This window comes from Polyangiaceae bacterium, assembly GCA_016715885.1.
Taxonomy (GTDB): Bacteria; Myxococcota_A; Polyangia; order Polyangiales; family Polyangiaceae; genus Polyangium.
The window spans coordinates 95121-118610 of record JADJXL010000024.1 but is presented as its reverse complement, the minus strand read 5'-3'; the positions used below and the strand labels follow the sequence as shown (position 1 = coordinate 118610).

General features: G+C 58.9%; 16 protein-coding genes. 8 read left to right on the top strand and 8 right to left on the bottom strand.

Annotated features, from left to right (window positions below; all coding sequences use genetic code 11):
• Positions 1–104: 104 nt before the first annotated feature.
• The 3 genes from IPM54_34980 to IPM54_34970 all read right to left on the bottom strand — a co-directional run bounded on the left by IPM54_34980 (position 105) and on the right by IPM54_34970 (position 2959).
• On the bottom strand, positions 105–665 hold the full coding sequence (locus IPM54_34980) for a hypothetical protein (GenBank protein MBK9264974.1): 561 nt from the start codon (positions 663–665) through the stop codon (positions 105–107).
• Positions 662–2485 carry an IgGFc-binding protein gene (locus tag IPM54_34975; protein MBK9264973.1) on the bottom strand — a complete coding sequence of 608 codons (1824 nt, stop codon included), beginning with the start codon at positions 2483–2485 and terminating at the stop codon, positions 662–664. The genes IPM54_34980 and IPM54_34975 overlap by 4 nt, the downstream gene beginning before the upstream one ends.
• 108 nt (positions 2486–2593) lie before the next feature.
• Positions 2594–2959, bottom strand: a complete 366-nt coding sequence (locus IPM54_34970; GenBank protein MBK9264972.1) for a hypothetical protein — start codon at positions 2957–2959, stop codon at positions 2594–2596.
• Positions 2960–3064: 105 nt separating this feature from the next.
• On the opposite strand from IPM54_34970, the gene IPM54_34965 reads away from it, so the two are divergent.
• Entirely contained in the window at positions 3065–8470 is a 5406-nt protein-coding gene (locus IPM54_34965; protein MBK9264971.1) for an AAA family ATPase, read from the top strand.
• A gap of 13 nt (positions 8471–8483) precedes the next feature.
• On the opposite strand, the gene ung is transcribed toward IPM54_34965, so the two are convergent.
• Positions 8484–9158, bottom strand: coding sequence for a uracil-DNA glycosylase (gene ung / locus IPM54_34960; protein ID MBK9264970.1), 675 nt, complete (start codon positions 9156–9158; stop codon positions 8484–8486).
• A 467-nt stretch (positions 9159–9625) separates the two neighbouring features.
• On the opposite strand from ung, the gene IPM54_34955 reads away from it, so the two are divergent.
• The 7 genes from IPM54_34955 (at position 9626) to IPM54_34925 (ending at position 17796) form a co-directional block, all read left to right on the top strand.
• On the top strand, positions 9626–11353 hold the full coding sequence (locus tag IPM54_34955) for a PilT/PilU family type 4a pilus ATPase (GenBank protein MBK9264969.1): 1728 nt from the start codon (positions 9626–9628) through the stop codon (positions 11351–11353).
• Entirely contained in the window at positions 11353–12441 is a 1089-nt protein-coding gene (locus IPM54_34950) for a type IV pilus twitching motility protein PilT (GenBank protein ID MBK9264968.1), read from the top strand. Before IPM54_34955 ends, IPM54_34950 begins: the two co-directional genes overlap by 1 nt.
• Positions 12442–12473: 32 nt before the next feature.
• Positions 12474–12947 (top strand): transcription elongation factor GreB, encoded by a 474-nt coding sequence (greB, locus tag IPM54_34945; protein MBK9264967.1) that lies wholly within the window; start codon positions 12474–12476, stop codon positions 12945–12947.
• Position 12948: 1 nt separating this feature from the next.
• Complete coding sequence (locus tag IPM54_34940) at positions 12949–14001, top strand: phosphotransferase (protein MBK9264966.1); 1053 nt, start codon at positions 12949–12951, stop codon at positions 13999–14001.
• Between the two features lie 109 nt (positions 14002–14110).
• A complete protein-coding gene (locus IPM54_34935) occupies positions 14111–15106 on the top strand; it encodes a hypothetical protein (GenBank protein ID MBK9264965.1) in 996 nt (331 codons plus the stop codon).
• 11 nt (positions 15107–15117) lie between these two features.
• Positions 15118–15603, top strand: coding sequence for a (2Fe-2S)-binding protein (locus IPM54_34930; GenBank protein MBK9264964.1), 486 nt, complete (start codon positions 15118–15120; stop codon positions 15601–15603).
• A gap of 3 nt (positions 15604–15606) precedes the next feature.
• A complete protein-coding gene (locus IPM54_34925) occupies positions 15607–17796 on the top strand; it encodes a xanthine dehydrogenase family protein molybdopterin-binding subunit (protein MBK9264963.1) in 2190 nt (729 codons plus the stop codon).
• 66 nt (positions 17797–17862) lie between these two features.
• Here IPM54_34925 and IPM54_34920 read toward each other — a convergent pair whose 3' ends face one another.
• The 4 genes from IPM54_34920 to IPM54_34905 form a co-directional block, all read right to left on the bottom strand.
• A complete protein-coding gene (locus IPM54_34920) occupies positions 17863–19752 on the bottom strand; it encodes a M2 family metallopeptidase (GenBank protein MBK9264962.1) in 1890 nt (629 codons plus the stop codon).
• Positions 19753–19808: 56 nt separating this feature from the next.
• Entirely contained in the window at positions 19809–21857 is a 2049-nt protein-coding gene (locus IPM54_34915) for a hypothetical protein (GenBank protein MBK9264961.1), read from the bottom strand.
• 157 nt (positions 21858–22014) lie between these two features.
• Positions 22015–22809 carry an MYXO-CTERM sorting domain-containing protein gene (locus tag IPM54_34910; protein MBK9264960.1) on the bottom strand — a complete coding sequence of 265 codons (795 nt, stop codon included), beginning with the start codon at positions 22807–22809 and terminating at the stop codon, positions 22015–22017.
• 55 nt (positions 22810–22864) lie between these two features.
• Positions 22865–23482, bottom strand: a complete 618-nt coding sequence (locus IPM54_34905; GenBank protein ID MBK9264959.1) for a hypothetical protein — start codon at positions 23480–23482, stop codon at positions 22865–22867.
• Between the last annotated feature and the right edge of the window lie 8 nt (positions 23483–23490).

Genomic DNA, 23490 nt, shown 5'->3' with positions numbered 1-23490 from the left:
GTGTCACCGAACGCCCGCGCGGGATTGAAATCCCGCGCGTGCGTGCATTGAGGACGGGGGTTTCGAGTTGTGAGACGATCTCTTCAACCCCGCGCGAACGTTTCTCAAAACGTGCAAAACCCATCCAGGCACGCCTGGCCGTTCGCCGAACAATCGATGCACACTTGCCCGTTCTTTCCACACGCCTGATCGGAGAGCCCGAGCTTGCATTGGCCATTCTGGCAGCACCCGGTGCACGAGCCCGAACCGCATGGCGGCTGACTCGCGCACGTTTTATTCGAGCACGAGCCGCCTGTCGCTGTGCAATCTTGACACGCTTGCCCCGCCGTCCCGCATTGCGTGTTGGACATGCCCGCATTGCATAGGTCGTTCAAACAGCAACCATTGGCACAGTTGACCGAATTGCATAGCGCCGAACCTCCGCCGCTGCCGCCGCCTCCCGAGCTGCTGCTTGCTGCCGAGCTCGAACTGCTGCTCCCCGTGCTTCCGCCGCCAGACGTGGAAGACGCGCTGCTCGAGCCGGTTTCCGTCGTATTACCGGTGCCGCCGGACCCCGTTTCGGCGGGAGCACCACCATTTCCGCCCAAATTGTCGTCGAATTCGCTGCCCGCTGCACAGGCCGCGAGCATCAACGTGAACGACAAGAACCAAAGCGAGTTTTTCATTTGGGCACCGTGGGCACTTCGACGGTGTTGATGGGGGCAACACCGGCGCCGGCCGGATAAGCATAACTGACGTATTGCGTGTAAAACCCTTTTCCGAGCACGCCCGTCTCGGCCGACCCCCAGCCCCAAACGGTCAATCCAAAGGGTTGTTTGCTGCTGATTTCGTGACGTCCATTGTTACAATTCCCTTGTGGCTGGAAATTGTGCCGCACCAGGTCCACACGCGCATATTGATACTTGCCCGCTGCACCGAGCGGTTGCCATCCTTCGACGATGCCCAAACAATCGAGCGTCACGTCGGCAAACCCCTCCGGACCCTTGACGCGCACGAGCACCAGGTTCGTCTCGGAATACGTAGGATCCGTAAAGAATACGTATTTGTCCAAATATTCCGCGGGTGGAACGATGTTGACGAACTCCGCATCGCCTCGACCGTCGGCCGAACCCGTTGGCGGCATTTGCTGCTCGGGATCATAGAGCGCCGCGCCCGTCATGTGTGCGGACATGTAAAACGGATGCTCGGCGTCTTGGCTGCGCACCACGAATTGCCCCGTCGCGTGAAAATCGATCACTTGGCCGAGGTTGACAGACAATGGCGCACCCGCTGGAGGCGCAGGGTCGTACGTGAGCGCCGTGCCGTTGACCGCACCGATGATTCGCCACGGCGGCTCTTCCTCGATGCCGTCGTATCGATTGCGATACCGAACCGCTGCGTATTCGCTGCCCAAGGCGCGCACGGGCGGAATTTGCTGATGAGCGCTGTCGTCACAACATGCGTCGATGCCGAGGTTCGTCTTGCCGCCCCATACCCCGACGGGTTGATTCGATTGAATGACGCTGCCCGCAAGCGGCGCAGGCTGCGTGAATTGCAGGACTTCTCCGCGATTGAGCATGTACGTCGCCGGAACGCCTTTCGGTGTTCCGGGCACGGATGCGCTGCCAACGATGTCCGAGGAAGGTTTGACCGTGACCGATGTGCCATCTTTTTGCGCCACGATCGACACGAACGGACCTCCAATGAATCCCGGACCAAACGCGTCGACCGCAATGTAATTTGTATCCCAGGCCGATGTGGGCAATAGCAGTGTGGCGCTCGTGAACGCGCTCTGGCCACCTCCGTACGGATAAATATCGTACGCGACGACGGGCGCGGATGTCGCGATGTGAAATGCCGACCCGCGCGTCGTGCCATGCGGAGCCGTGTCTTTCGTCGTAATCGCGGGCGTGATCCCGGCAGGGCAATCGGTGACCAGCCCCAAAGGATTGAGTCCGAAACGATTGAGAAATAGAATCGCAACTTCGCCAGGCGGGATTTCACCATTCGGCAAGGGTTTGTAGGTGATCGATGGCCCACTTCCGCTGGGAATGTACGCGAACTTCGACGCATCGAGCGGCATGCCCTCGTAATCGACGGAGACGCTGACCGGCGTCGTCCACGTATTGACCACGAATGCGGCAAAGCACGCCCCTGCGCCGTCCTGCAAAATATCCGGCCCCACCACATAATAATCACAACCAAACGTGCTCTTGTTGTCGCTGGCGCTCGTGCACGCCGTCACGCACGTCTCTCCCGAACAACCTTGATCGCCAGGGCACGTCATGACCACGTTGCCTTTGCAATCGACGAGCGAATGAAGATCGGCTGAACAGTGAAGCCCCGAGCACAACCCGCCGTCGCCAAAATCGACGCCCCCGCCGTCTCCGCCCTGCCCAGCATCGGGGCCATATTGGGACTTCGAACTGCCCGTGGCCGAACACGCTGCATGAAGCCAAACGCTCGACAGCATGCAAAACGCTAGGGGAATGAACCATCGACGCATGTCGTCCTCCCTTGCCACCCCGTCAAGACCGCTTCTTTTAGAAGACGCCATGTCGGCCGCTTCCGTCAAGTACCAATCGCCAGCGCTTCACGAATTGCGCTATGACCACTATTTCGCGGTGACACTGACGCGCTCTTCCGCATAAGGACAACAATCGGAACAGGTGCCGATAGCGTATTGCGCAGCCGAAATGATGGGATCCTCCAACGGACGGGTCGCAGGAGCCGTGTACCGACCGCATGACGTGACAGTTCCAATCGTCTCGCCGCCGCCTTCGATTCCGTTCACGTACCAATGACCTCCGCAGCTCGCGGGGCTCGAGTAAGTTTCATCACCATAGCGAAACACGAACTGCACCGACTGCCCTGGCGCGACTTTCGTGCTGCCCTCGATCACGAGCAATTCTCCGTCAGGGCATATCGGACAACCAGCGAGTACAACGGCGAGCAAAAGCGACGGGATCACACGCAGCATCGTAACGAAACTCTTAACACATCGGCGCTCTTGCAGATCCCGCCGTGCGCTTCCGGAAACCGTTGACACGACTGTCAACTTCACCATAATATTCGCTTACACATCATGCTTACACATATGCTTACGGGCTACGAGAGCCTGTCTCTTCTGCGCGAGGGCAGCGCGTGCAACACCTATCGCGCCAAGCGCATTCGCGATGGCTTGCCGGTCGTCCTCAAAACACTTCGTGCCGAGCATCCTGCGCCCGAAGACATTGCCGGCTTGCGGCGCGAATACGAGCTTCTCCGTAAATTCGACGTACCGAGCGTCATCAAGGCTCATGCGCTCGAAAACCAGGGTTGGCAGTGGGCACTCGTGCTCGAAGATTTCGGCGGACAATCACTCGACGCTCTGCAAGTCGAAAGGCCGTGGGTGCTCGAAGAACGACTCGAAGTTGCCATCGAAATCGTTCGCGGCCTCGGAGAGCTGCACGCGCGAAACATCATTCACAAAGATTTGAGCCCTGCGAACATCGTGTGGAATCCGGCGACGGGCACGGTCAAACTCATCGATTTGGGCATTGCGACGATGCTCTCGCGCGAACGTCCTCTAGCCAAAAGCCCCGGGCACATCGAAGGCACGCTTCTTTATCTCGCCCCCGAACAAACGGGCCGCGTCAATCAAGCGCTCGACTATCGAGCCGACCTTTATTCGCTTGGTGCAACGCTCTGCGAATTCATTGCGGGCTCGCCGCCCTTTCCGACGACCGACGTGATGGAGCTCGTCCATGCTCACATCGCGCGTGTTCCCGTCGATCTTCATACGCGGCGCACCGATGTTCCCCGCGTCGTTTCCGATATCGTCATGCGTCTGCTCGAGAAAAACCCCGATGCACGATATCAAAGTACATTCGGGCTTCAAGCGGACCTCGAAGATTGCTTGTCCACGCTTCGGCGTCTGGGGACGATCGAACCATTCGAGATCGGAAAACACGATATCACCGAACGGTTTCGAGTTCCCGAGCAGATGTTTGGTCGCGAGCGCGAGCTTGCCAAGTTGCTCGGCGCATTCGACAGCGTCAGCGCTCCTGCGTCCGATGCAAAATCATCAGCGACGATTTGCCTGGTCACCGGATATTCCGGCATTGGAAAAACCACGCTCGTGAATGAGCTTCACAAGCCGATTCTCGAGCGTCGAGGTTACTTTCTTTCAGGTAAATTCGATCAGTTTCAACGACAAACCCCATACTCCGCATTCGCTGCGGCGCTGGGATCACTCGTTCAACAAATCTTGGGCGAACGTGCCGATGCCGTGGACGCGTGGCGCCGCAACATCCTCGCAGCTCTCGGCGCAAACGCACGCCTCCTCGTCGATATCATCCCCGATCTCGAGCTGGTCATCGGTGAGCAGCCCCCGGTCGCCGAGCTCGAGCCCGAGCAGGCACGCAATCGATTTCATCACGCATTCGCGAGCCTCATTCGAGTTTTTGCGACACCCGAACACCCGCTCACGATTTTGCTCGACGACATGCAATGGGCCGACGAAGCAAGCTTGGGCTTGCTCGAACGACTCTTCGTGAATGACCAATCACTTTGCCTTTTCGTCATTGCTGCATATCGCGATGGCGAAGTGGACGCTTTGCACCCGCTCGCGATTACGATTTCCGCACTCGACGCGGCCCAAGTCCCCATCGAACGTATTCCCTTGCTGCCGCTCGAGCTTCCCGATGTCGCGCAAATCGTCGCGCATGCGGTCGGAAGGCCCATCTCCGAAGTGCAAGATTTGGCTCGAATCGTGCGGCAAAAAACCGAAGGGAATCCTCTCTTCATCGGCGAATTGCTTCGATCTCTCTACGAAGAAGGGCTTTTGTATTTCGATCGCGCGAAAGGTCGTTGGGCGTTTAGCGTCGAGCAAATCGCGGCTCGTGGCATTGCGGACAACGTCGTCGATCTCGTGGTGAAAAAACTCCGCCGAATGCCGGAAGAAACCCAGCGAGCGATCGAATTTTCGGCATGCATCGGCAATCAATTCGACCTCGAGACGTTGCGCATCGTGCTCGGCGTTTCCCCGGCAGAAGCTTTTCAGAGAATCTTGCCTGCGGTGCAAGAGGGGTTCGTCGCGGCAACCTCGGGACTCGTCCTCGCAGGCACGAGCGACGATCCAGCGCTCGTCGTACGCGAATTTCGCTTCGTGCACGATCGCGTTCAGCAGGCGAGTTACAACCTCGTCGATGAAACCGAGCGCGCGAAGTTGCACCTGCGCATTGGAGAATTGCTTCTCGCCGATGAATCGGTCAATCGGAGCGACAGCCTGTTCAGGATCGTGGATCATTTGAACCAAGGTCTCGCACGCATCGAAGACCAAGACAAACGCCTCGAATTGGCTCGACTGAACATCGAAGCAGCTCGCCGCGCACGGTCGTCACTCGCAATTTCCGCCGCGCGAGGGTATCTTGAAGCCGGCATGACATGCGTCGGGGAATCGGCGTGGAATGACCATTACGAGTTGGCATTCGAGCTGCACCGGAACCTCGTCGAAGCGCTGTACTTGAATGGCGACTACGAAGCGTGCGAAGCGCACGGAAACGATACGCTGAAACGAGCGCAATCGAGCTTCGACAAGGCCGAGGTATACCTCACGCTCGTCGCCGAGCGCACGATTCGTGCGCGTTACGCCGATGCTTTGCCCGCCGCCAAGGAAGCTCTTTCGCTTTTCGGCGTCGATGTTCCGCTCGGTTTGTCCGATTCGGAGCTGCAAGCGACGATGATGACCGAGCTGCAAAAGGCGGAGGCCGCTTTGGGTGGCAGAACCATCGGCTCGCTCGCGGATGCTCCGGAAATGGCCGATCCGGTGGCGCGGATGAGCACCTCATTGCTACTCAAAATGTTGCCAGCGGCGTTCTTCACGAATCCGCTGCTCTACATCGTCGTCGTGTTCAAGGCGATTGGAATGAGCCTGCAATATGGCCCGTCGCCCGTTTCGGCCGACCTCTTTTCCAACTATGGCCACTTGCTCAGCGGCATGTTCGGCCGTCATGTCGACGGGTATCAGCTCGGAGAGCTCGCGATCAAGCTCACGCAGCGGTTTGGCCGGCCGGATGGTACGTGTCGAAGTGCGTTTCACTTGGCAAACTTCATTTCGCCATGGACGAGACCACTGTACGAAAGCGGGCCGCTCAATGAAATGGCCTATCGCGCAGGTCTCGAAGGTGGGGATCTCATTTATTCGGGATACTCGCTGATCTACCAGCCGATCAACAAGTTTTACGAGGGACGACCATTGTCCGAGGTCATGACGTCGCTCGAGGGCGCACTACAATTTGCTCGAAAAACCCGCAATCAAATTGCCATCGACATTCTGGTCGGCACGCAGATTGTCATGGAAAACCTTCGCGCGCGGACGGATGCGACCGGGCATTTTTCTGCGGGCACCATCGACGAAGCGGCATTTCTGCAGGAAGTCGAAGCGAACAAGAGCACCATGGCGCTTTGCTTTTACCTGATCCTCAAGGCCGAAGCGCTCTTCTTGCACGACGATCCTGAAGGCGCGCTCGATACGTGCGACAAGGTCGAACCACTGCTCATCGTCGTCATGGGAAACGTCGCGACCGCGCATCATGCCTTGTACCAAGCGCTCGCATTGGCAGCTCGATACGATGGCGCCGACGCTCTTGCGAAAGTGCAGATCCGCGACAAACTCGGATCGCTGCTGGAGCGTTGGGAATCGTGGGCGAGAGCGAGCCCCGATAACTTTGCCCACCTGGCGGCGCTCGTGAAAGGCGAGGTTGCGCGCATTGACGGAAAGCATTTGGAGGCAGCGGAGCATTACGAAGAAGCGATGGCGGGAGCGCGCCGCGGCGGGTTTGTCCAGCATGTGGCGCTGGCGGCCGAGCTTGCAGGCAAATTGTGGCTCGCGCGAGGTCGCGTTTACGTAGCGGCCGCGTATTTACGCGAGGCGCGGCATGCGCATCGCATTCGCGGGACCGTTCAAAAAGCGCGGCTCATCGACCGAAATCACGAAAGCTTGATTCAAGAAACCGACCCACTCGAAGCGAGCGGCAAAGCAATCACCACGCATACGTCGATCACCACGACCGAACGTGGTGCGCGCGGACAATTGCTCGATCTTGCCAGCGTCTTGAAGGCTTCTCAAGCCATTGGCGGCGAGCTTCTTCTCGATCGATTGCTCACCAAGTTGATGCAAATCCTGCTTCAAAATGCCGGAGCCCAAAAAGGCGCGGTCATCTTCGACAAGGCCGGTGAGCTCGAAGTCGCCGTCGACGCGAGCCTCGATGAAGCACGCATCGATGGAACCTTCATTGCCACGGTGCGATCGATCGCGCTTTCCGCGTACCAAGATGCTTCGGAAGAAATCATTCGATACGTGGCGCGTACCCGCGAAACCATCATCTTGTCCAATGCCGCTCGCGAGAGCGTTTTTGCGGCGAGCCCCTACGTCGTGCGTACGAAGGCGAAATCGATCTTGTGCGCGCCGATATCGAGCCAGGGACGGCTCTTGGGTATCATTTACTTGGAAAACGATCTGACGGCGGGCGCGTTCACGCGCGAACGGCTGGAACTGCTCCAGCTTCTTTCTTCGCAAATCGCCGTTTCGATTGAAAATGCGCTCCTTTATCGAGAGATCGAGCAGCGCGTATCGGAGCGCACGGCCGAGCTGCGTGAGCGCAATGCGGAGTTGCAAGCGGCGCTCGAAGAAATACGCCGGACGCAGGCGCAGCTCGTGCAAAGTGAAAAAATGGCGTCGCTCGGGCGGCTCACGATGGGCGTCGCCCACGAGATCAAAAATCCGCTCAACTTCGTCAATAATTTCGCGAAGATCGATATCGATCTCGCCAACGAAATCATCCAGGTCGCCGACGAAAACCCCAGCACCCCCATCGAGGAAGTGCGTGACATTCTGGGTGACCTGAAGGTGTCCGCGGAAAAGGTCGTGCAATATTCGAAGCGAGCCGACGAAATCGTACAAACGATGATGCGTCATGCGGGCGGGGCCGCCGGTCAGCGTTCGCTCGTCGACATCAATTCGCTCGTGGACGACGTCGTGAAACTTGCAATGCACGGCGCGCGAGGAAGCCGGGCGCGCGTCGATGTTCGCGTCAGTGGTACGTACGACGAAAGCATTGAGCAAATCATGGTCGTCGTTCCGGAAATTCGACGTGTCGTCGTGAACCTGATCGACAATGCAATCGATGCCGTCGTGACCCGGCAAAAGGAAGAGAAAGAAAAAGCGACCGACTACGTGCCCACCGTGCGTGTCGCGACGCGCCTTGTCGACACGGGCGTGCAGATCGTCGTAGAAGATAACGGAACGGGCATTCCCGAGTCCATCGTGCACAAGCTTTTCGAACCGTTTTTTACGACGAAGCCGACGGGGCAGGGGACCGGTCTCGGTTTGTCCCTCAGTTACGACATCGTCGTGCAGGGCCACAAGGGCAAACTCGATTGCCGTTCGAAACCGGGTGAAGGCACCGCGTTCATCGTTACGTTGCCCGTGAACTTACCCGCCGCGTAAAACAACCAATCCGTCACGCGATTCGCCAGTCCACTTCGGGCTCGCCGATCTTCTGCAGCGCCGCATTGACCGAGGAAAACGGCTTGCACCCAAAAAATCCTTGATTTGCCGAAAGCGGCGAAGGATGCACCGCCTTGATGATCGGATGCTTGCGCGTGTCGATGAGCACTTCCTTTTTTTGCGCGATGAGCCCGAGCAGCACGAACACCATCGGTTTGTCTCGGCCCGATAGCGTCGAGATCACCGCATCCGTGAACGTCTCCCAACCTTTGCCGCGATGCGAGCCTGCTTCACCTTCACGCACCGTCAGGATCGTATTGAGCAACAACACGCCTTGTTTTGCCCAGCATTCCAGACATCCATGGGGCGGCCGAGAAAAACCCGGCACGTCCGTCGCGGCTTCCTTGAACATGTTGACCAGCGATGCCGGCGTCTTTTGCCCGTGCTTCACGGAAAAACTCAGCCCGTGCGCTTGACCCGCCGTCGGATACGGATCTTGCCCGAGCCACACCACACGAACAGCGTCGAACGGCGTGAGCGCGAATGCCGTCCACATCTCCGCTTCGGGTGGAAACACCGCATGCTTGCGCCGCTCTTCGTCGACGAACGCTTCGAGCTTCCGAAAGTACGGCTTCTTGATCTCGTCTGCGACGCGTGGGTGCCAGGCTCGAGGAATGTCGACGTTCATGATGTGCTCCGCGCACGATGCGTTACGACCCGGCATCTTGCACGAAACCGTTTGGAAAGACCACCTCGACGTTTGTCCGCGCCCTTGAAACGCGGGAGCTTGCGTCGTCGCGCCGGTATCCGCTACGATGACGCTTGGCTCTCTATCATCGGCGTCTTTTCGACGAAACCTCGATGGCATACATCAAAGAACTGCTCGACCATCTGATCCGTTCCGAGGTCACCGAGCTTGCGCTCGCAACCGCGCGAAATCCTTGTGTAAAAGTGAACGGCGTGTACGAGATCGTCGATCGCACGATCCTGTCGACCGACGAAATCCTGATGATGCTCATGGTCGCCGGCGGTGCGCGACACGTCGACAACCTTGGAAACAAGCCGCTCACGTGGGCGTGCAAAGTCGAAGGCGTTGGTGCCGTCGCCGTGGCTGCCGTGCTCGTCAAGGGCGCCGTGCAAGCTCGGTTCACCCGGATGAACCCCGAAGCGGAGCGGAAATCCGGGCTCGCGGATGCATCGCTTGCGCCTGCTGGAAGCCTGCCGCTCACATCGCCTGCGCAAAACGTTGCCGTGGCGCATGTGGGCGTCGCGTCGCCCCTCAAGGACGTTCCCCTTGCGATGAATCCATCGGGATCGTTCGAGATCGATTTGTCTGCGGATGACATGCTTGGACCATCGAGCGCTCAGCCTGTTTCATCGGGGCCCGCGCTCTTTGGACCAGCGTCGTCTCCCGTTCCTTCCGCGCCGGGCTCTGCGCCGTCCACGCGATCGGCTGCACCGTCTGCCGTGGACCTTGGTGCTCCAACGTTCGAGCTCGACTTCGAAGCGCGAATGGCACCGCCGACGACGCAGGCTCCGCCGGCTGGTGCTCCGCTGCCAAGCGCGCCCGCCGACCCGTTCATCGTGGATCTTGCGACGGACCATCGGCCCGCGGCGGCAGCGGCTTCAGCTCCGCCGCCACGTCGAGCCCCGGTACGCATCGAATTTCGCATCGACGATTCGATTGACGACGTGCTCCTTGCGGCGCGCGGCGAAGGGGCGAGCGATTTGCATCTCGTTGCAGGGCGTCCGGCGCTATTTCGTCTCGCGGGTCGTTTGGTGCCTCGAGGTGAACCCATTGCGCCGGAGCTGCTCGAACGTATTCTCATGCCGCGCATTCCGCCGCGCCTGCTTCCGCATTTCGAGCGGGATGGGTCGTGCGACTTTGCGCTTCAGGCGCCGAACATTGGTCGAGCGCGTGTGAACGTGACGCGCCAGCGCACGGGCCTCAAGGGTTCATTTCGCATCATACCGAACGACATTCCGACGCTAGCAGGGCTCGGTTTGCCCGAGGCGATTGGCAATGCCACCCATCATCACCAGGGGCTCATCGTCATCACGGGACCCACGGGGCATGGGAAAACGACCACCATGGCCGCGATCGTCGATATCATCAATTCCAATACGACACACCACGTCATTACGGTCGAAGATCCCATCGAGTTCATTCACCCTCGCAAAAAAGCGATGATGAGTCAACGCGAAGTGGGAACCAATACAAAATCATTCGCGGCGGCATTGAAGGGTTCGCTTCGTGAGGATCCTGATGTCATCGTCGTAGGCGAATTGCGCGACACGGAGACGGTGAGAATGGCGCTTTCGGCCAGTGAAACGGGGCATCTCGTGCTGGGCACGATGAATACGCCGAGCGCTGCGAAGACGATCGATCGATTGATTGATTTGTTTCCGCCGGGGGATCAGGCGCAAGTTCGCGTGACGCTTGCGGGTGGATTGCGGCTCATCGTGTCGCAGCGTTTATTGCCGCGCAAGGATGGTCCGGGCATGGTGGCGGCGGCTGAAATTTTACCGGGATCGGTGCCGCTTTGGAATTTGATTCGAGACAACAAGACGTATCAAATTCCCAGCTTGCAGCAGCGCGGCAAAGGGTTTGGCATCATCCGATTGGATGATTCACTCGCGGAATTGGTCAATACGTTCAAAGTATCGGCTGAAGATGCGATTCTCGTGGCCGACAACGCGGAGGAGCTCGAAGCGACGCTTTCTGGAAAGCGCGTGGCGGCGACGCCGCCCATCGTCGCGGACGCGGTAAAACCCCCGCAGTTGGCAGCTTCCGCGCCCGATCCTGCAGCGAGCGCCGCGGCGGCTGCGAAGGGGCTTCTTGGTCGAGCGGGGGCACTTTTTGGTAAGAAAGGCGGCTCGTGATGGCACGCATCGACCGTTTTTTCGACGAGCTTTTGGAACGCAAAGCCAGCGATTTGCACCTCGGCATTGGTTATCCTCCGCTCTTGCGCATTCGTGGCGAGCTCGTGCCGTTGCGCGACACGCCCATGGATGCCGAGGAAATGGAGAACCTTCTTTTCGAGATCACGACGCCCGAAGAGCACGGCAAGATCACGAGCGAGCTCGACCTCGATTTCGCGTATCAATATGGGGACAAGGCGCGTTTTCGTGCGAATTACTTGTACAAGCACGCGGGTCTTGGAGCCGTATTCCGCATCATCCCCACGAAAATACTCACGCTCGACGATCTTGGCTGTCCGCCTGTCATTCGCAAGCTCTCCGACAAGCGCAATGGTTTGATCCTCGTCACCGGACCCACGGGCAGCGGTAAATCGACGACGCTCGCCGCGATGATTGATCACATCAATTCGACGCGCGAGGCACACGTTCTCACCATCGAAGACCCCGTCGAATTCGTCCATCCGTCGAAAAAGTCGCAAGTCACGCATCGCGAGGTTGGGCAACATGCGCCTTCGTTTGCCGCGGCCATTCGTAATGCAGGACGTGAAAATGCCGACGTCATTCTCATCGGCGAGCTTCGGACCAACGAAACCATGAAGCTTGCATTGCAGCTCGCGAGCTTCGGTATTTTGGTTTTCGGCACCGTCCACACGAACAGCGCGGCGGCGACGATCGATCGCATCATCAATGCGTTTCCCGCGGACGAACAGCCGCAGGTGCGAGGCATGCTCGCCGAAAGTCTCGTGGCCATCGTGGCGCAGCAATTGCTGAAGACGGCGGATGGCAAGGGACGCGTCGCGGCCCACGAAATCCTCATCGGCAACAGCGCCCTCGCGTCGATGATTCGCGAAGGTAAAACCTATCAAATTCCGAACATCATGCAGGTCGGCCAATCGCAAGGCATGCAGACGATGGACATGTCGCTCGAGCGGCTCGTGGACAAGGGCACCATCACGCCCGACGTGGCCATCGAAAAGGCCATCGACAAGGAAACGTTTCAGAAGGTCATGGCTGGCAAAAAAGGTGGAAAACCGCCGGAACAGCACTAAGCTGCTGGCTGTCGAGACCAACACCTTTCATCATGGCAAACCCCAACTACATCACCCCTGATGGCGCAAAACGTCTCTCCGAAGAGCTCGGGCGGCTCAGGTCCGTCGAGCGTCCGCGCGTCGTACAGGAAGTGGCCGATGCCGCCGCCCAGGGCGACCGCAGTGAAAATGCGGAATACATTTACGGCAAGAAAAAGCTGCGGGAAATCGATCGGCGCATGCGCTACCTGACCAAACGGCTCGAAAGCGCCGTCGTGGTCGATCCGAAAGCGCAAAAAAGCGATAAGGTGTATTTCGGCGCCACGGTCGAGGTGCTCGACGAAGAAGAACGCCGGGCGGTGTATCGCATCGTTGGCGAGGACGAAACGGATAGCAAATCCGGTGCAATCAGTTGGCGCTCGCCCGTCGGACATGGTTTGCTTGGGAAACGCGTGGGCGACGTCGTCGTCGTGCAAAGGCCGGCGGGTGCACTGGAACTGGAAATCGTAAAAATATCCTATATTTAGCATGCGCGACACCCTTGCCTCCATTCCCGATTCCGTTCTCGCCCACTATCGCGATCTCGCGGGCCAGCCCGTGACGGTTCAAAGCGGAGGCCTCATCAATCGCACGTACCGAGTCGATGGGCGAAAAGGTCCTGTCATCGTGCAGCGATTGCATCCGGTGTTTGGCGGATCGGTCAACGAAGACATCGATGCCGTTACCGCGCACATTGAATCCAAGGGTTTGACCACGCCTCGGCCGGTGCGAACGGACGCGGGACGGTTATGGGTCGACGATGGGGTCGGCATTTGGCGCGCACTTACATTTGTCGAGGGACAGGCGTTCGATCGCATTGCATCGCCCGAGATGGCGCGCGAAGCTGGCAAGCTCGTGGCCACATTTCACTTGGCCGTCGCGGACCTCGATTACGAATATCGGCACGTGCGCACGGGCGTCCATGATGCTCGGCGCCATTTTGATGTTTTGCGCGGTGCATTGGTCGAGCACCCTGGACATCGATTGTTCGACGACGTATCGAGGCTCTCCGATCGAATATGGCAAATTGCTGAAGGATTACCGGATTTGTCGAGTTTGCCCAAGCGTCATGCGCATGGTGATCTGAAAATATCGAATTTGTTATTTCGCGACGGAATTGGCCATTGTTTGGTCGATCTCGATACCCTGGGCCGTATAATTTGGCCATTCGAAATGGGCGACGCGCTTCGGTCGTGGACGAACCCGGCTGGCGAGGATCAGGCACTGTCTGCGGTCAATGTCGATACGTTCGTCGCGGCATTGTCTGGATATGGTGACATCGCGGCGGGTGGCGAGCTTGTTTCGGTGGAGGAAATGGAAGCGCTCGTCTCGGGCCTCGCGACGATTTGTGTGATTCTTTCGGCGCGATTTTTGGCCGACGCGCTTCACGAGCGGTACTTTGGCTTCGACGCGCAGCGTTTTCCCGCCCGTGGCGAACACAACCTTCTTCGAGGTCAGGGGCAGTTGTCGTTGTTCGAGAGCGTCGAGCGGCATCGCGCCGAGCTCGAGCTGGCCGTGCGGCGCGCGTTTCGACGGGCGTAACGAATCTCGGCAGCGGCGCGCAATCTGGAGTGGACAAGCACGGAGATTCCAGGCTAGCCTGACTGCCGCGTGTTGGAGCGGTTCCTTGTCGGCAACGGGAGTGGCTATTATGCGAATTTCAGCCGGATTTTGCTGCGTTTTGGCCCTTGGGTGCGGTTCGTCCGTCGATGATGCGGCAAACAAGCCCATCGAAGGCGAGCTCACGTCGTCGACGTACATCGTGGACTTCCCTGCACTCACGATTGCGCCTGGAACCGAGCGAACGCAATGCATTGTAAAACGCCTTGGCAATGACGAGCTCATTCGTGTGCATCAGATTCACAATTCGCTGCCGGCGGGCTCGCATCACCTCATCATTTATCGCACGGCTGATACCGAGGAGAAGCTCGATCCGTACGATTGCACGCCGTTTCTCGATTCGCTCGACCCGTCGAAGGGTTCGACGATCATGGTCACGCAAAAGCATGAAGAGACGTTGACGCTTCCAAAGGGTGTGGCATTTTCCATGCCTGCGGGACAAATGGTGCGTCTCGAAATGCATTACATCAATACCACGTCCGCGCCGCTCGAAGTGTCGGCGAAGTCCACGTTCGTGACGATTCCTGCGAAAGACTACGAGCACGAGGCGGATTTCTTGTTCATCGGCAACCCCGACATCAACATCGCCCCGCATTCGAAAAATACGCTCGGTCCCACATTCTTCAATATACCGGATGATCTCCTCGGCGTGAACTTTTTCGGAATCACGGGTCATACGCATCAATATGGCACCAACGTCACCGTCGCCGCGGCGGAAACCAAAGATGGCCCGGACAAATCGGTGTACGATGTGCCGGGATGGCTTTGGAGCGAACCGGAGACAGTGATGCACGATCCGCCCTTTGCCATTCCGCAGGGCGGCGGGTTTCGCTTCACGTGCGAATACAACAACACGAGCGATCAGCAGGTGGGTTTTGGCGAATCCGCAAACGACGAAATGTGCTTTTTCTGGGCATATTATTATCCCAGTCAAGGATCGTATGTTTGTGTACACACAAAGCAGATTGCCGGCGGTTATGATTTGTGCTGCCCGGGCAATTCGCTTTGCGGGTTCTTGAACAACTGACGTTGCTTCGAATGGAAAGGCAGAGGACGGTGGAGCAGAAAGACATCGTTTTGGATGTAAACGGAGAAAAGCGCACCTATCGCGACGATCCCGACATGCCGTTGTTATGGGTTTTGCGCGATGTCCTGGACCTTCCGGGGACCAAATACGGCTGTGGGATTGGTTCGTGTGGCGCATGCACGGTGCACATCGACGGCGCAGCAGCGCGTAGTTGTCAAGTTTCGGCGGCCGAAGCAGCGGGCAAGAAAATCACGACGATTGAAGGGCTGTCGAAGGACGGCGATCATCCCGTGCAGCAGGCGTGGATGGAGGAAGGCGTGTCGCAATGCGGATATTGCCAACCTGGGCAAATCATGGCTGCGGCGGCACTTCTAACGCAAATCAAGAAACCGACCGATGCCGATATCGACAAGGCCATGAGTGGTAATCTATGTCGTTGTGGCACGTACCCTCGCATTCGTCGGGCCATTCACGCGGCCGCGCAGAAAGGTGGATGAGCCATGGCCTCCGAGCATCGAAACACGATGGAACAAGGTGTCAGCCGGCGTTTCTTCTTGGGGCTCGTCATGAGTGCGGGCGCGGGATTTGCCATTGGTTGCGAATCTACGGCGCCCACGCTCCCGCCCAAGGTCGCGACGAATGAAAAGCCGCAGGAGGCGAAGGTCGAGGCGCCCAAGGCTCCGTTTGTCCCGGATGCATGGATTCGCGTCGCGCCCGATAGCACCGTCACGGTCGTCATTGACAAGGCCGAAATGGGGCAGGGCGTGGAAACGGCCCTCGCGATGCTTGCCGCGGAAGAATTGCACGTCGCGCTCTCCAGCGTGAAGACGGAATGGGCACCGGCCGATCCTGCGTACAAAAACAAGCTTTTCGGGATGCAGGCGACGGGCGGCAGCACCACCATTCGTGGCGATATGGTGCCCATGCGCAAAGCGGGCGCTGCCGCACGCATGATGCTCGTCGCCGCGGCCGCGGAAAAACTCGGGGTTTCGGCGGACGAACTATCGACCGAAACCGGGCATGTGCTCCATGCGAAGACGAACCAGCGAATTCCTTATGGAGATCTCGTCGAGCTTGCGGCAAAACAAAAGGTTCCGCAAGATCCGCCGCTTGCAGCGCGTAATCAGCACGAATTGATCGGCACGCGCCCTCAGCGCATCGATGCGCGCGCCAAAGGTGCCGGGAAAGCTCAATTCGGGATCGACGTGAAGGTGCCGGACATGAAAACGGCCGTCGTCGTGCGGTCGCCGGTGCCTGGGGGCAAAGTAGCGAAATTCGACGCTGAAAAGGCGCTTGCCGTACGCAACGTGCGCAAGGTTTTTCAGATTTCGTCGGGCATTGCCGTCGTCGCCGATAACTTCTGGGCTGCGAAAAAAGGCGCCGAAGCGCTCACCGTGACGTGGGATCCGGGAGCTGGAGCGGCGGTTTCGACGGACAAACTGCTCGAAGACGCCAAGAACCTCGTGAAGAAACCGGGCCTCGTCGCTCAGCAAAAGGGCGATTTCGATGCTGCGTGGAAAAAGGCCAAAAAGAAGCTCGAAGTCACGTACGAACAGCCGTTTCAAGCGCACGCGCCGATGGAGCCTCTCAATGCAGCCGCGCACGTACGTGCCGATGGATGCGACATTTGGGCGGGGCATCAGGCTGCGGGAATCGTGCAAATGGTGGCTGCCAAGGTCACGGGCCTCGAACCGAAGGCCATCAAGGTGCACACGACGTATTTGGGTGGTGGTTTTGGCCGGCGTTTCGAGATGGACTTCGTCCTGGAGGCGATCGAGGCATCCAAACAGTTTGGTGGACCCGTCAAAGTCGTCTGGACGCGCGAGGACGACATTCGGCACGATTATTATCGGCCCGCGACGTACAGCGCGGTGAAAGCTGCTCTGGGCGCCGATGGAATGCCGCTCGCCGTTCGATACCAGGTCGTCGGGGCTTCCGTCATGGCTCGGGTTTTCCCGCAAAACTTCAAGGATGGCATTGACAAATCATCGGTCGAGGGACTTGGTGAAGAGTATGCACTGCCCAACTTGAAAATCGAATACCATCGACAGGAAGGAGTTCCCGTTGGTTTCTGGCGCTCCGTGGGGCATTCGACGAATGCGTTTGTCCAGGAAAGCCTGCTCGACGAATTGGCAACGATGGCCAAGATGGACCCGGTCGAGTATCGCCGAAAGTTATTGGCGGATTCTCCGCGAATGAAGCGCGTGCTCGAAGTCGTCGCGAACAAATCTGGTTGGGGCACGGCGCTCGAAAAGGGTCGTGGTCGTGGCGTTGCCGTGCATCACAGTTTTGGTAGCTACATCGCGCAAGTTGCCGAGGTCACCGTCGCTGGTGGCAAGGTCAAGGTCGACCGAGTCATTTGCGCGGTCGATTGCGGTGAATTCGTGCATCCCGGCATTGTGGAAGCGCAGATGGAGAGCGGGATCATTTTTGGTCTGACCGCGGTGCTCAAGTCCTCCATTCGCATTGAAGAGGGCAAGGTCAAGCAGGCGAATTTCCACAACTTCAAGCTGATTGGAATGGACGAGGCACCAGCGATCGAGGTGTACGTCGTTCCGAGCGGCGAAGCGCCGGGAGGAACGGGCGAGCCTGGGACGCCGCCGATTGCGCCGGCGGTCGCGAATGCCGTCTTTGCCGCGACGGGCAAACGTATTCGGCGCCTGCCGATCACGGCGGATGATTTGAAGTAGTCTCCGCCTTGGAGCGTGTTGAACAGATACCTGTGGGCGATTTCCTGTTCAACACGCTCTAGGCCTTCACCAACCGCACGTTTCCCCTTTGTTCTGTTCCTGGACGAACTTCCGCAGAGGCGCGAAGTAATCCAATATCGCCGTCGCGTCCGCCTTCGATTCGCCCGATACCGCTTCCAGCGCCTTCGGCCACGGCACGCTCGCGCCGAGCGCCAGCATCGCCTTCAGCTTGTCCCCGGCCGCTTTGCTGCCGTAAATCGAACACGAATGCAGGGGCCCCGTGTGACCCGCCGCCTTGCAGAGCGCTCGGTGGAACTGGAATTGATAGATGTGCGCAAGGAAGTATCGCATGTAAGGCGTATTCGCGGGCACGTGGTACTTCGCCCCCGGATCGAAGTCTTTCTCCGTTCGTTCCACGGGAGGCGCAATGCCCTGATAATTCTTGCGCAGCGTCCACCACGCCTCGTTGTACTTGGCCGGCGCGGTTTTTCCTGAAAATACGTCCCACCGCCATTGATCGATGAGCTTGCCGAACGGCAAAAACGCTACCTTCGCCAATGCCTGCTTCATCAGGAAATTGACGTCCGCCTTTTCATTTTGCGGCGCTTCGTCCAGCAGCCCCACGGTCTTGAGGTACCCCGGCGTCACGCTGAGCGCAATCGTGTCGCCGATTCCCTCGTGAAACCCGTCGTTGGCACCCGCTTGGAAAAGCACGGGCATCTTGTAGTAGTACACGTAGTAGTAGTTGTGCCCGAGCTCGTGGTGAATCGTGATGAAATCGTCCTCCTTGGGCTCGATGCACATTTTGATGCGGATGTCACCGCCGTACGTCAAATCCCACGCACTGGCGTGACAAACCACATCACGATCGCGCGGACGCGTGAAGAGCGATCGCTCCCAAAATGTCTTGGGCAATTCGTCGAGGCCGAGCGACGTGAAGAACTTTTCGGCCATCTTGACCATTTCTTTGGGCTCGATTTTCTTGTCGACGAGCGCCTTCGTCACGTCCAATTTGCTCTCTTTGGGGTATGGAGCCGCGAGGTCGTACAGGTTCGACCAATCCTGCGCCCACATGTTGCCCAGCAAATGCGCGGGAATCGGCGCTTTGTCGCCGATTTTGTCATTGCCGTATTCTTTGCGCAGCCGCGCCCGCATGTAGCAATGCAATTCGTCGTAAAGCGGTTTGACCTGCGTCCACAGCCGCTCCACCTCGGCCTCGAATTCTTCCGGCGTCATGTCGTAACCGGCACGCCAGAGAGCCCCCATATCGGGAAAACCCATCTCCTTGGCGCCTTCGTTGCCAAGCTCCACATAACGCTGATATCGCTCGCGCATGGGCGGCGAAATGCTGTGCCAGCCCGTCCACGCATCCAAAAGCTCGTCGTATTTACGGCTCGTTCCAATGATGTTCGATAATTCGTCCAAGTTCAGGCATTTGCCTTCGAGACGAGCCGGACAATATTTGCCCTTGCCGTAATCGGCTTGCATCGATGCCGCAATTCCAGCCAATTCCGAACGCTTCTTTTCGTCACGTGGCGCCGGCAGCGTTTGCGACAACTTGATCAGCTTGATCTGCCGCGCAACGTCGTCGGGGAGCTTCATCCCGTCGAAACGATTCGCTTCTCCAACCGCGCGACCCAAAAACTCCATCGTCGCTTCGTCCGCTGCGGCCGCGAGCGCAACCGTGTCGTCCGTGATGTACGTCTGGTTCACCCACGAAGCGCGCGCCGCAGCGGTCCACAGCTTCTTCAAGTCCGTGTCGACGCGAGCGACGAACGCTTTTGCTTCGTCGACCGTCGGCGCAGCCGGCTTGGCGCTCACGCTGGCCGCGGGAGCGGTCGTCGGAGCTGGCGCAGGCGGCTGCTCGCACGCGGCGCCCAAGAGCGCTGCGAGGGCGAGCGGAGCGAGACGTAGGCGTGAGGCGAATGTGCGGAGTTTGGAGGGACGAAGGGGCATGACGAGCGCCGTATAACATGGTTTGCCCGGCGCTCGTAAAGTTTTTCAGGGCGGAATTACTTCGGGACGGGCAGCGAGCAGAAGCCGTCAATGCAGAGCGCATCTGGGGCGCAGCAATCGGCCGCCGTCGTGCATGCGTTGCCAATCTCGGAACACGTGCCTGGAGGCGGAGGCTCGCCACAAATGTACATGCCGCTGCCGCCGGGATCCTTGACGCATTGCCCTTCGCAACAATCGGCACCCGTCACGCAGCTTTCGCCCTGCACTTTGCAAGGCTCCTTGGCCATGTAGGCGTTTTCGCTGAGACCACAACCTTCCTGACCGCGAATGTAGAAAGGCGGATGCGACGGATCCGCCGCCGTCGGCGGATCGTCGATGGCCGTCATCCACAATTGTTGGCGATTCGCGCCCACGAGCGTATTGCCGTAGTCGCGGCGAGAAATGAACACGAGCCAATAATAGCCGCCTGCGCGCTGAGGCGCGAAAACGGGATTGAAGCTCTTGTTGTCGCTCGCTGCGATTCCGAGTTTCTTGAGGTCGCTGCCGTCGGGTTTGACGAGCCAAAGGTCGCCATTGCCCGTGGAGCGCGAGCCGCTCGTCGGCCGACCAAATGCGATGTACGCGCTGTCCGACGTGAAGCTCGGATACGCCGGGCGGCCTTGTGCACCTGCTTGCGGCACGATCTGCGTCACCCCGCCGACCGTGAAACCATCCGCAGCCACGTCGGCGACGGCGAGGTGTCCGGTGTTTGCATCGAAGCCCCAACCAAAGCCCGATGCGCCGCAAATGGCGGCGAGCTTCATACCATCGGGAGACCACGCCGGTTCGATACAACCGTTGCCCATTGCATTGCCGTTGAGCACGGCGCCATTCGCCGCGTCCACGATGCGCAAGATCTTGTTCTGGTTGTTCTGCCCCGAATCGTCATTGCTGACGATGAGCTTGTCGCCCGTGTTGTTGTAGGCACCGAACGTGCCACGCAAGCCGGTGTTGACGGTGATCGAGCTATATTGCGCCGGGGTTTGCGTGAGGTCGATCGTCACTTGCGGGAAGGGGAATGGCGTATCGAGCGTCGCCATCATCCTCGTGCCATCGCGACTGACCGTGTGACAGCCCCAGCATTCACCCGGGAAGAAAAATTCCTCGGGCGTCGCGGAATCCGGCTTGATCTTGAGAATCTTGCCGTCATTCGATCCATTCGGACAGACGCCCGGCAATTCCCAATAATAGATCGCGCCCCGAACCTTGCCCTGGGCGATGTGCCACGTGTGCGTCATCGGGGAATACGCCTGCCCACCTTGCAATCGCGAAATCTGCACCGTGACCGGATCGCTGATGGAACCCGTTCCGGATGCGCCGATGTTTTCCCACGCTTTCTGGTCAATCAAATGCCTGACTGGCGTATTCGCATTGAAATACGAGACGTATTCCAAGTATTTTTCGGTGACCTTCAGCCGGTAGACGCCGCCCTGAACGTTGTTGATTTGCACCTCGGGCGCGAGCACGCCGAGCGGGAAAACCGTTTCGTTGTACGGATAAACGATCGTTCCCGGATCTGCTCCGAGCGTGGGATTGTCGAATGCCGCCATTTCGGCCGGCCCGATACCCGCTGAATTGTTCGTCGTTTTCACCGACACCGTCACGTTCGTCGACGCTTCGGCCATCTGATACTTCGCCGTCAGCACGCCGACGCCACCAACTTGGCCCGTTGGCGTAAACGTCCCGCCCGTCATGTCCCCAATGTCCGGGCGTTCGTACACCCATTGCACGCTCGCCGTTACGTCGACGCCGGCCTGCGTCGTGACCGTAAAGCCTTGCGTTGGAATGTTGGCATCGACGACGTTGAGGGTCGGATTCGTCGGCGAAATGATGAGCTGCTGAACGTTGCCGTTGCCGCCCTGTCCAGAACCGCCTCCCGTGCAGTTCAAGAAGCAACCGCCGTCCCCGCCTGCACCGGCGTTGCCCGACGACGTCGTCCAGCTACCGCCGTCGCCCGCGGAGCCGCCAGTGAAGTTCGTGCGATCGCCCGTTCCGCTACAACCGTAGGCCAGAAAGCCCACGCCGAGCGTGGAGACAAGACCAAGGAATGCAAAGCGTCTACGCATGCCGTACTCCGATGGGTGTTCCGTCGCCCAGACATGCGGGCGAGCAAGCCCCAGGATACCACGGAAAAGCGCGCGCTAGCGATGGAAGTGAGGCAGCTAGAAGGAATAGTGCATTTCCCGGGACCTCGAGTCTCCTAGGAAACTGCAAAGCGCGGATTCAATTGCGAACGCGCCTTCGCCACGCAAATGCCGCACCGAGAAGCAGCAGACCAAGCGCCGATGAAGATCCGGCCGGCGCATCCGCCATGCGGCATCCACATCCACCCTGCTTCGGCGGCGTCGCCGGAGGAGCTTCCGTCGGCGTTTCACTCGCACTCGAAGCGTCGTCGGACGAAGCAGACGACGCGTCGCTTCCTTCGCCTTCCGTCTTTTCCTCGGTCTTTTCTTCCGTCTTTTCTTCCGGCTTCTTCTTTTTCTTTTCGCCTGCAAACACGATTGCCCGGCGATCGACAATGGGGTTTTCCCCCTTCAATTTCAGCTTGATCACCTGACCCATCGTCGCGCCGTCATCTGCACGCGTGATCTTCAGATCGTATTCACCCGCCTCGAAACCCTTCGCGCGCTTGATCACGAAGTCGAACTTCGTCGTCGTGAAGATCTCGCCCTTCGCGTTGGAGAACCCGACGTCCATGCTCTCGTTCATGCTGATTTGGTTCTGCAGCGGGATTCGCGTGATGACCGGTTTTTCCGGGGACTGATCGGTCAGCGATCGTTCGTAAAGCATCGTCGGCGTAAAGCTGAAGATCATCGGGATGTACGCAATGTGCGGCTTGCTCCCGTAGTTGATCGTGAAGGCCAGCTTCCACCTACCATCCGACTCTTCGGGCTCTCGGGTGGTCAAAGTAACGGTACCGACCGCGAACGCATGCGACGGTACGAACAAGACGAACGCCAACGCGATCGCCGTGAAAAACGCGCGTAGGAGCACCGCACGGCGCGGCGCGGATGACATGCAAACTGAGCTCATACCGGACAACGTATCAGGATTCGCCGTCCGCGAAGAGACTTCATGGGAACCAGAGAAGCCGTTCGTTGACGTCTTCGTAACACTTCGTCGTCGCCTCTTCTTCGTTCTCTTCGCACCCGCTCGACAAACACCGGGCAACTTCGTGCAGCGCGGCTCCGTTGTACACCGTCGTGAACATCGCCAGTTGCGCCGGCTCGAGGTTCATCATGGTCTGCTTGCAATTGTCCATCGTGACGTTCTTCTCGCACCTCACGGCGCGTTCACACTTCGCCCCGATGAGCTCGTCCATCCCAGGACTCGATGCCGGCAGCTCGATGAGCACCCTGTCGCGACACTCCGCAACGAGCAGGCTGCGATCGTCAGCCGCGGCATCCTTGGCGTTCTTGGCCTCTTCGTACCGCTCGGCATAACACTTCGCCATGCCCGCGATGTACGCCGGAGACGCAGCCGGAGACGCGCCCTTGCAGTCGCTCATCCGATCCCACGACGCGTCCGATCCAGCCGACTTTGCCAGCGCTTCGCACCACCCCGCTTGCGCCTTCGCCACGTCGGGACGATCGGGATAGTTCGGCGCCGCGCATGCAGCAAAGCCAAACGCTGCTGCAAACAAGCTTGCTACACCAAGACAAACCCGAGAAAAACCACACGCGTTGCGCATGGAAGGGA

Bases quoted from the DNA above. Each gene is read 5' to 3' on its own strand.
- IPM54_34980 (MBK9264974.1), bottom strand. From the start codon at position 665: ATGAAAAACTCGCTTTGGTTCTTGTCGTTCACGTTGATGCTCGCGGCC.
- IPM54_34975 (MBK9264973.1), bottom strand. From the start codon at position 2,485: ATGCGTCGATGGTTCATTCCCCTAGCGTTTTGCATGCTGTCGAGCGTT.
- IPM54_34970 (MBK9264972.1), bottom strand. From the start codon at position 2,959: ATGCTGCGTGTGATCCCGTCGCTTTTGCTCGCCGTTGTACTCGCTGGT.
- IPM54_34965 (MBK9264971.1), top strand. From the start codon at position 3,065: ATGCTTACACATATGCTTACGGGCTACGAGAGCCTGTCTCTTCTGCGC.
- ung (MBK9264970.1), bottom strand. From the start codon at position 9,158: ATGAACGTCGACATTCCTCGAGCCTGGCACCCACGCGTCGCAGACGAG.
- IPM54_34955 (MBK9264969.1), top strand. From the start codon at position 9,626: ATGAACCCCGAAGCGGAGCGGAAATCCGGGCTCGCGGATGCATCGCTT.
- IPM54_34950 (MBK9264968.1), top strand. From the start codon at position 11,353: ATGGCACGCATCGACCGTTTTTTCGACGAGCTTTTGGAACGCAAAGCC.
- greB (MBK9264967.1), top strand. From the start codon at position 12,474: ATGGCAAACCCCAACTACATCACCCCTGATGGCGCAAAACGTCTCTCC.
- IPM54_34940 (MBK9264966.1), top strand. From the start codon at position 12,949: ATGCGCGACACCCTTGCCTCCATTCCCGATTCCGTTCTCGCCCACTAT.
- IPM54_34935 (MBK9264965.1), top strand. From the start codon at position 14,111: ATGCGAATTTCAGCCGGATTTTGCTGCGTTTTGGCCCTTGGGTGCGGT.
- IPM54_34930 (MBK9264964.1), top strand. From the start codon at position 15,118: ATGGAAAGGCAGAGGACGGTGGAGCAGAAAGACATCGTTTTGGATGTA.
- IPM54_34925 (MBK9264963.1), top strand. From the start codon at position 15,607: ATGGCCTCCGAGCATCGAAACACGATGGAACAAGGTGTCAGCCGGCGT.
- IPM54_34920 (MBK9264962.1), bottom strand. From the start codon at position 19,752: ATGCCCCTTCGTCCCTCCAAACTCCGCACATTCGCCTCACGCCTACGT.
- IPM54_34915 (MBK9264961.1), bottom strand. From the start codon at position 21,857: ATGCGTAGACGCTTTGCATTCCTTGGTCTTGTCTCCACGCTCGGCGTG.
- IPM54_34910 (MBK9264960.1), bottom strand. From the start codon at position 22,809: ATGTCATCCGCGCCGCGCCGTGCGGTGCTCCTACGCGCGTTTTTCACG.
- IPM54_34905 (MBK9264959.1), bottom strand. From the start codon at position 23,482: ATGCGCAACGCGTGTGGTTTTTCTCGGGTTTGTCTTGGTGTAGCAAGC.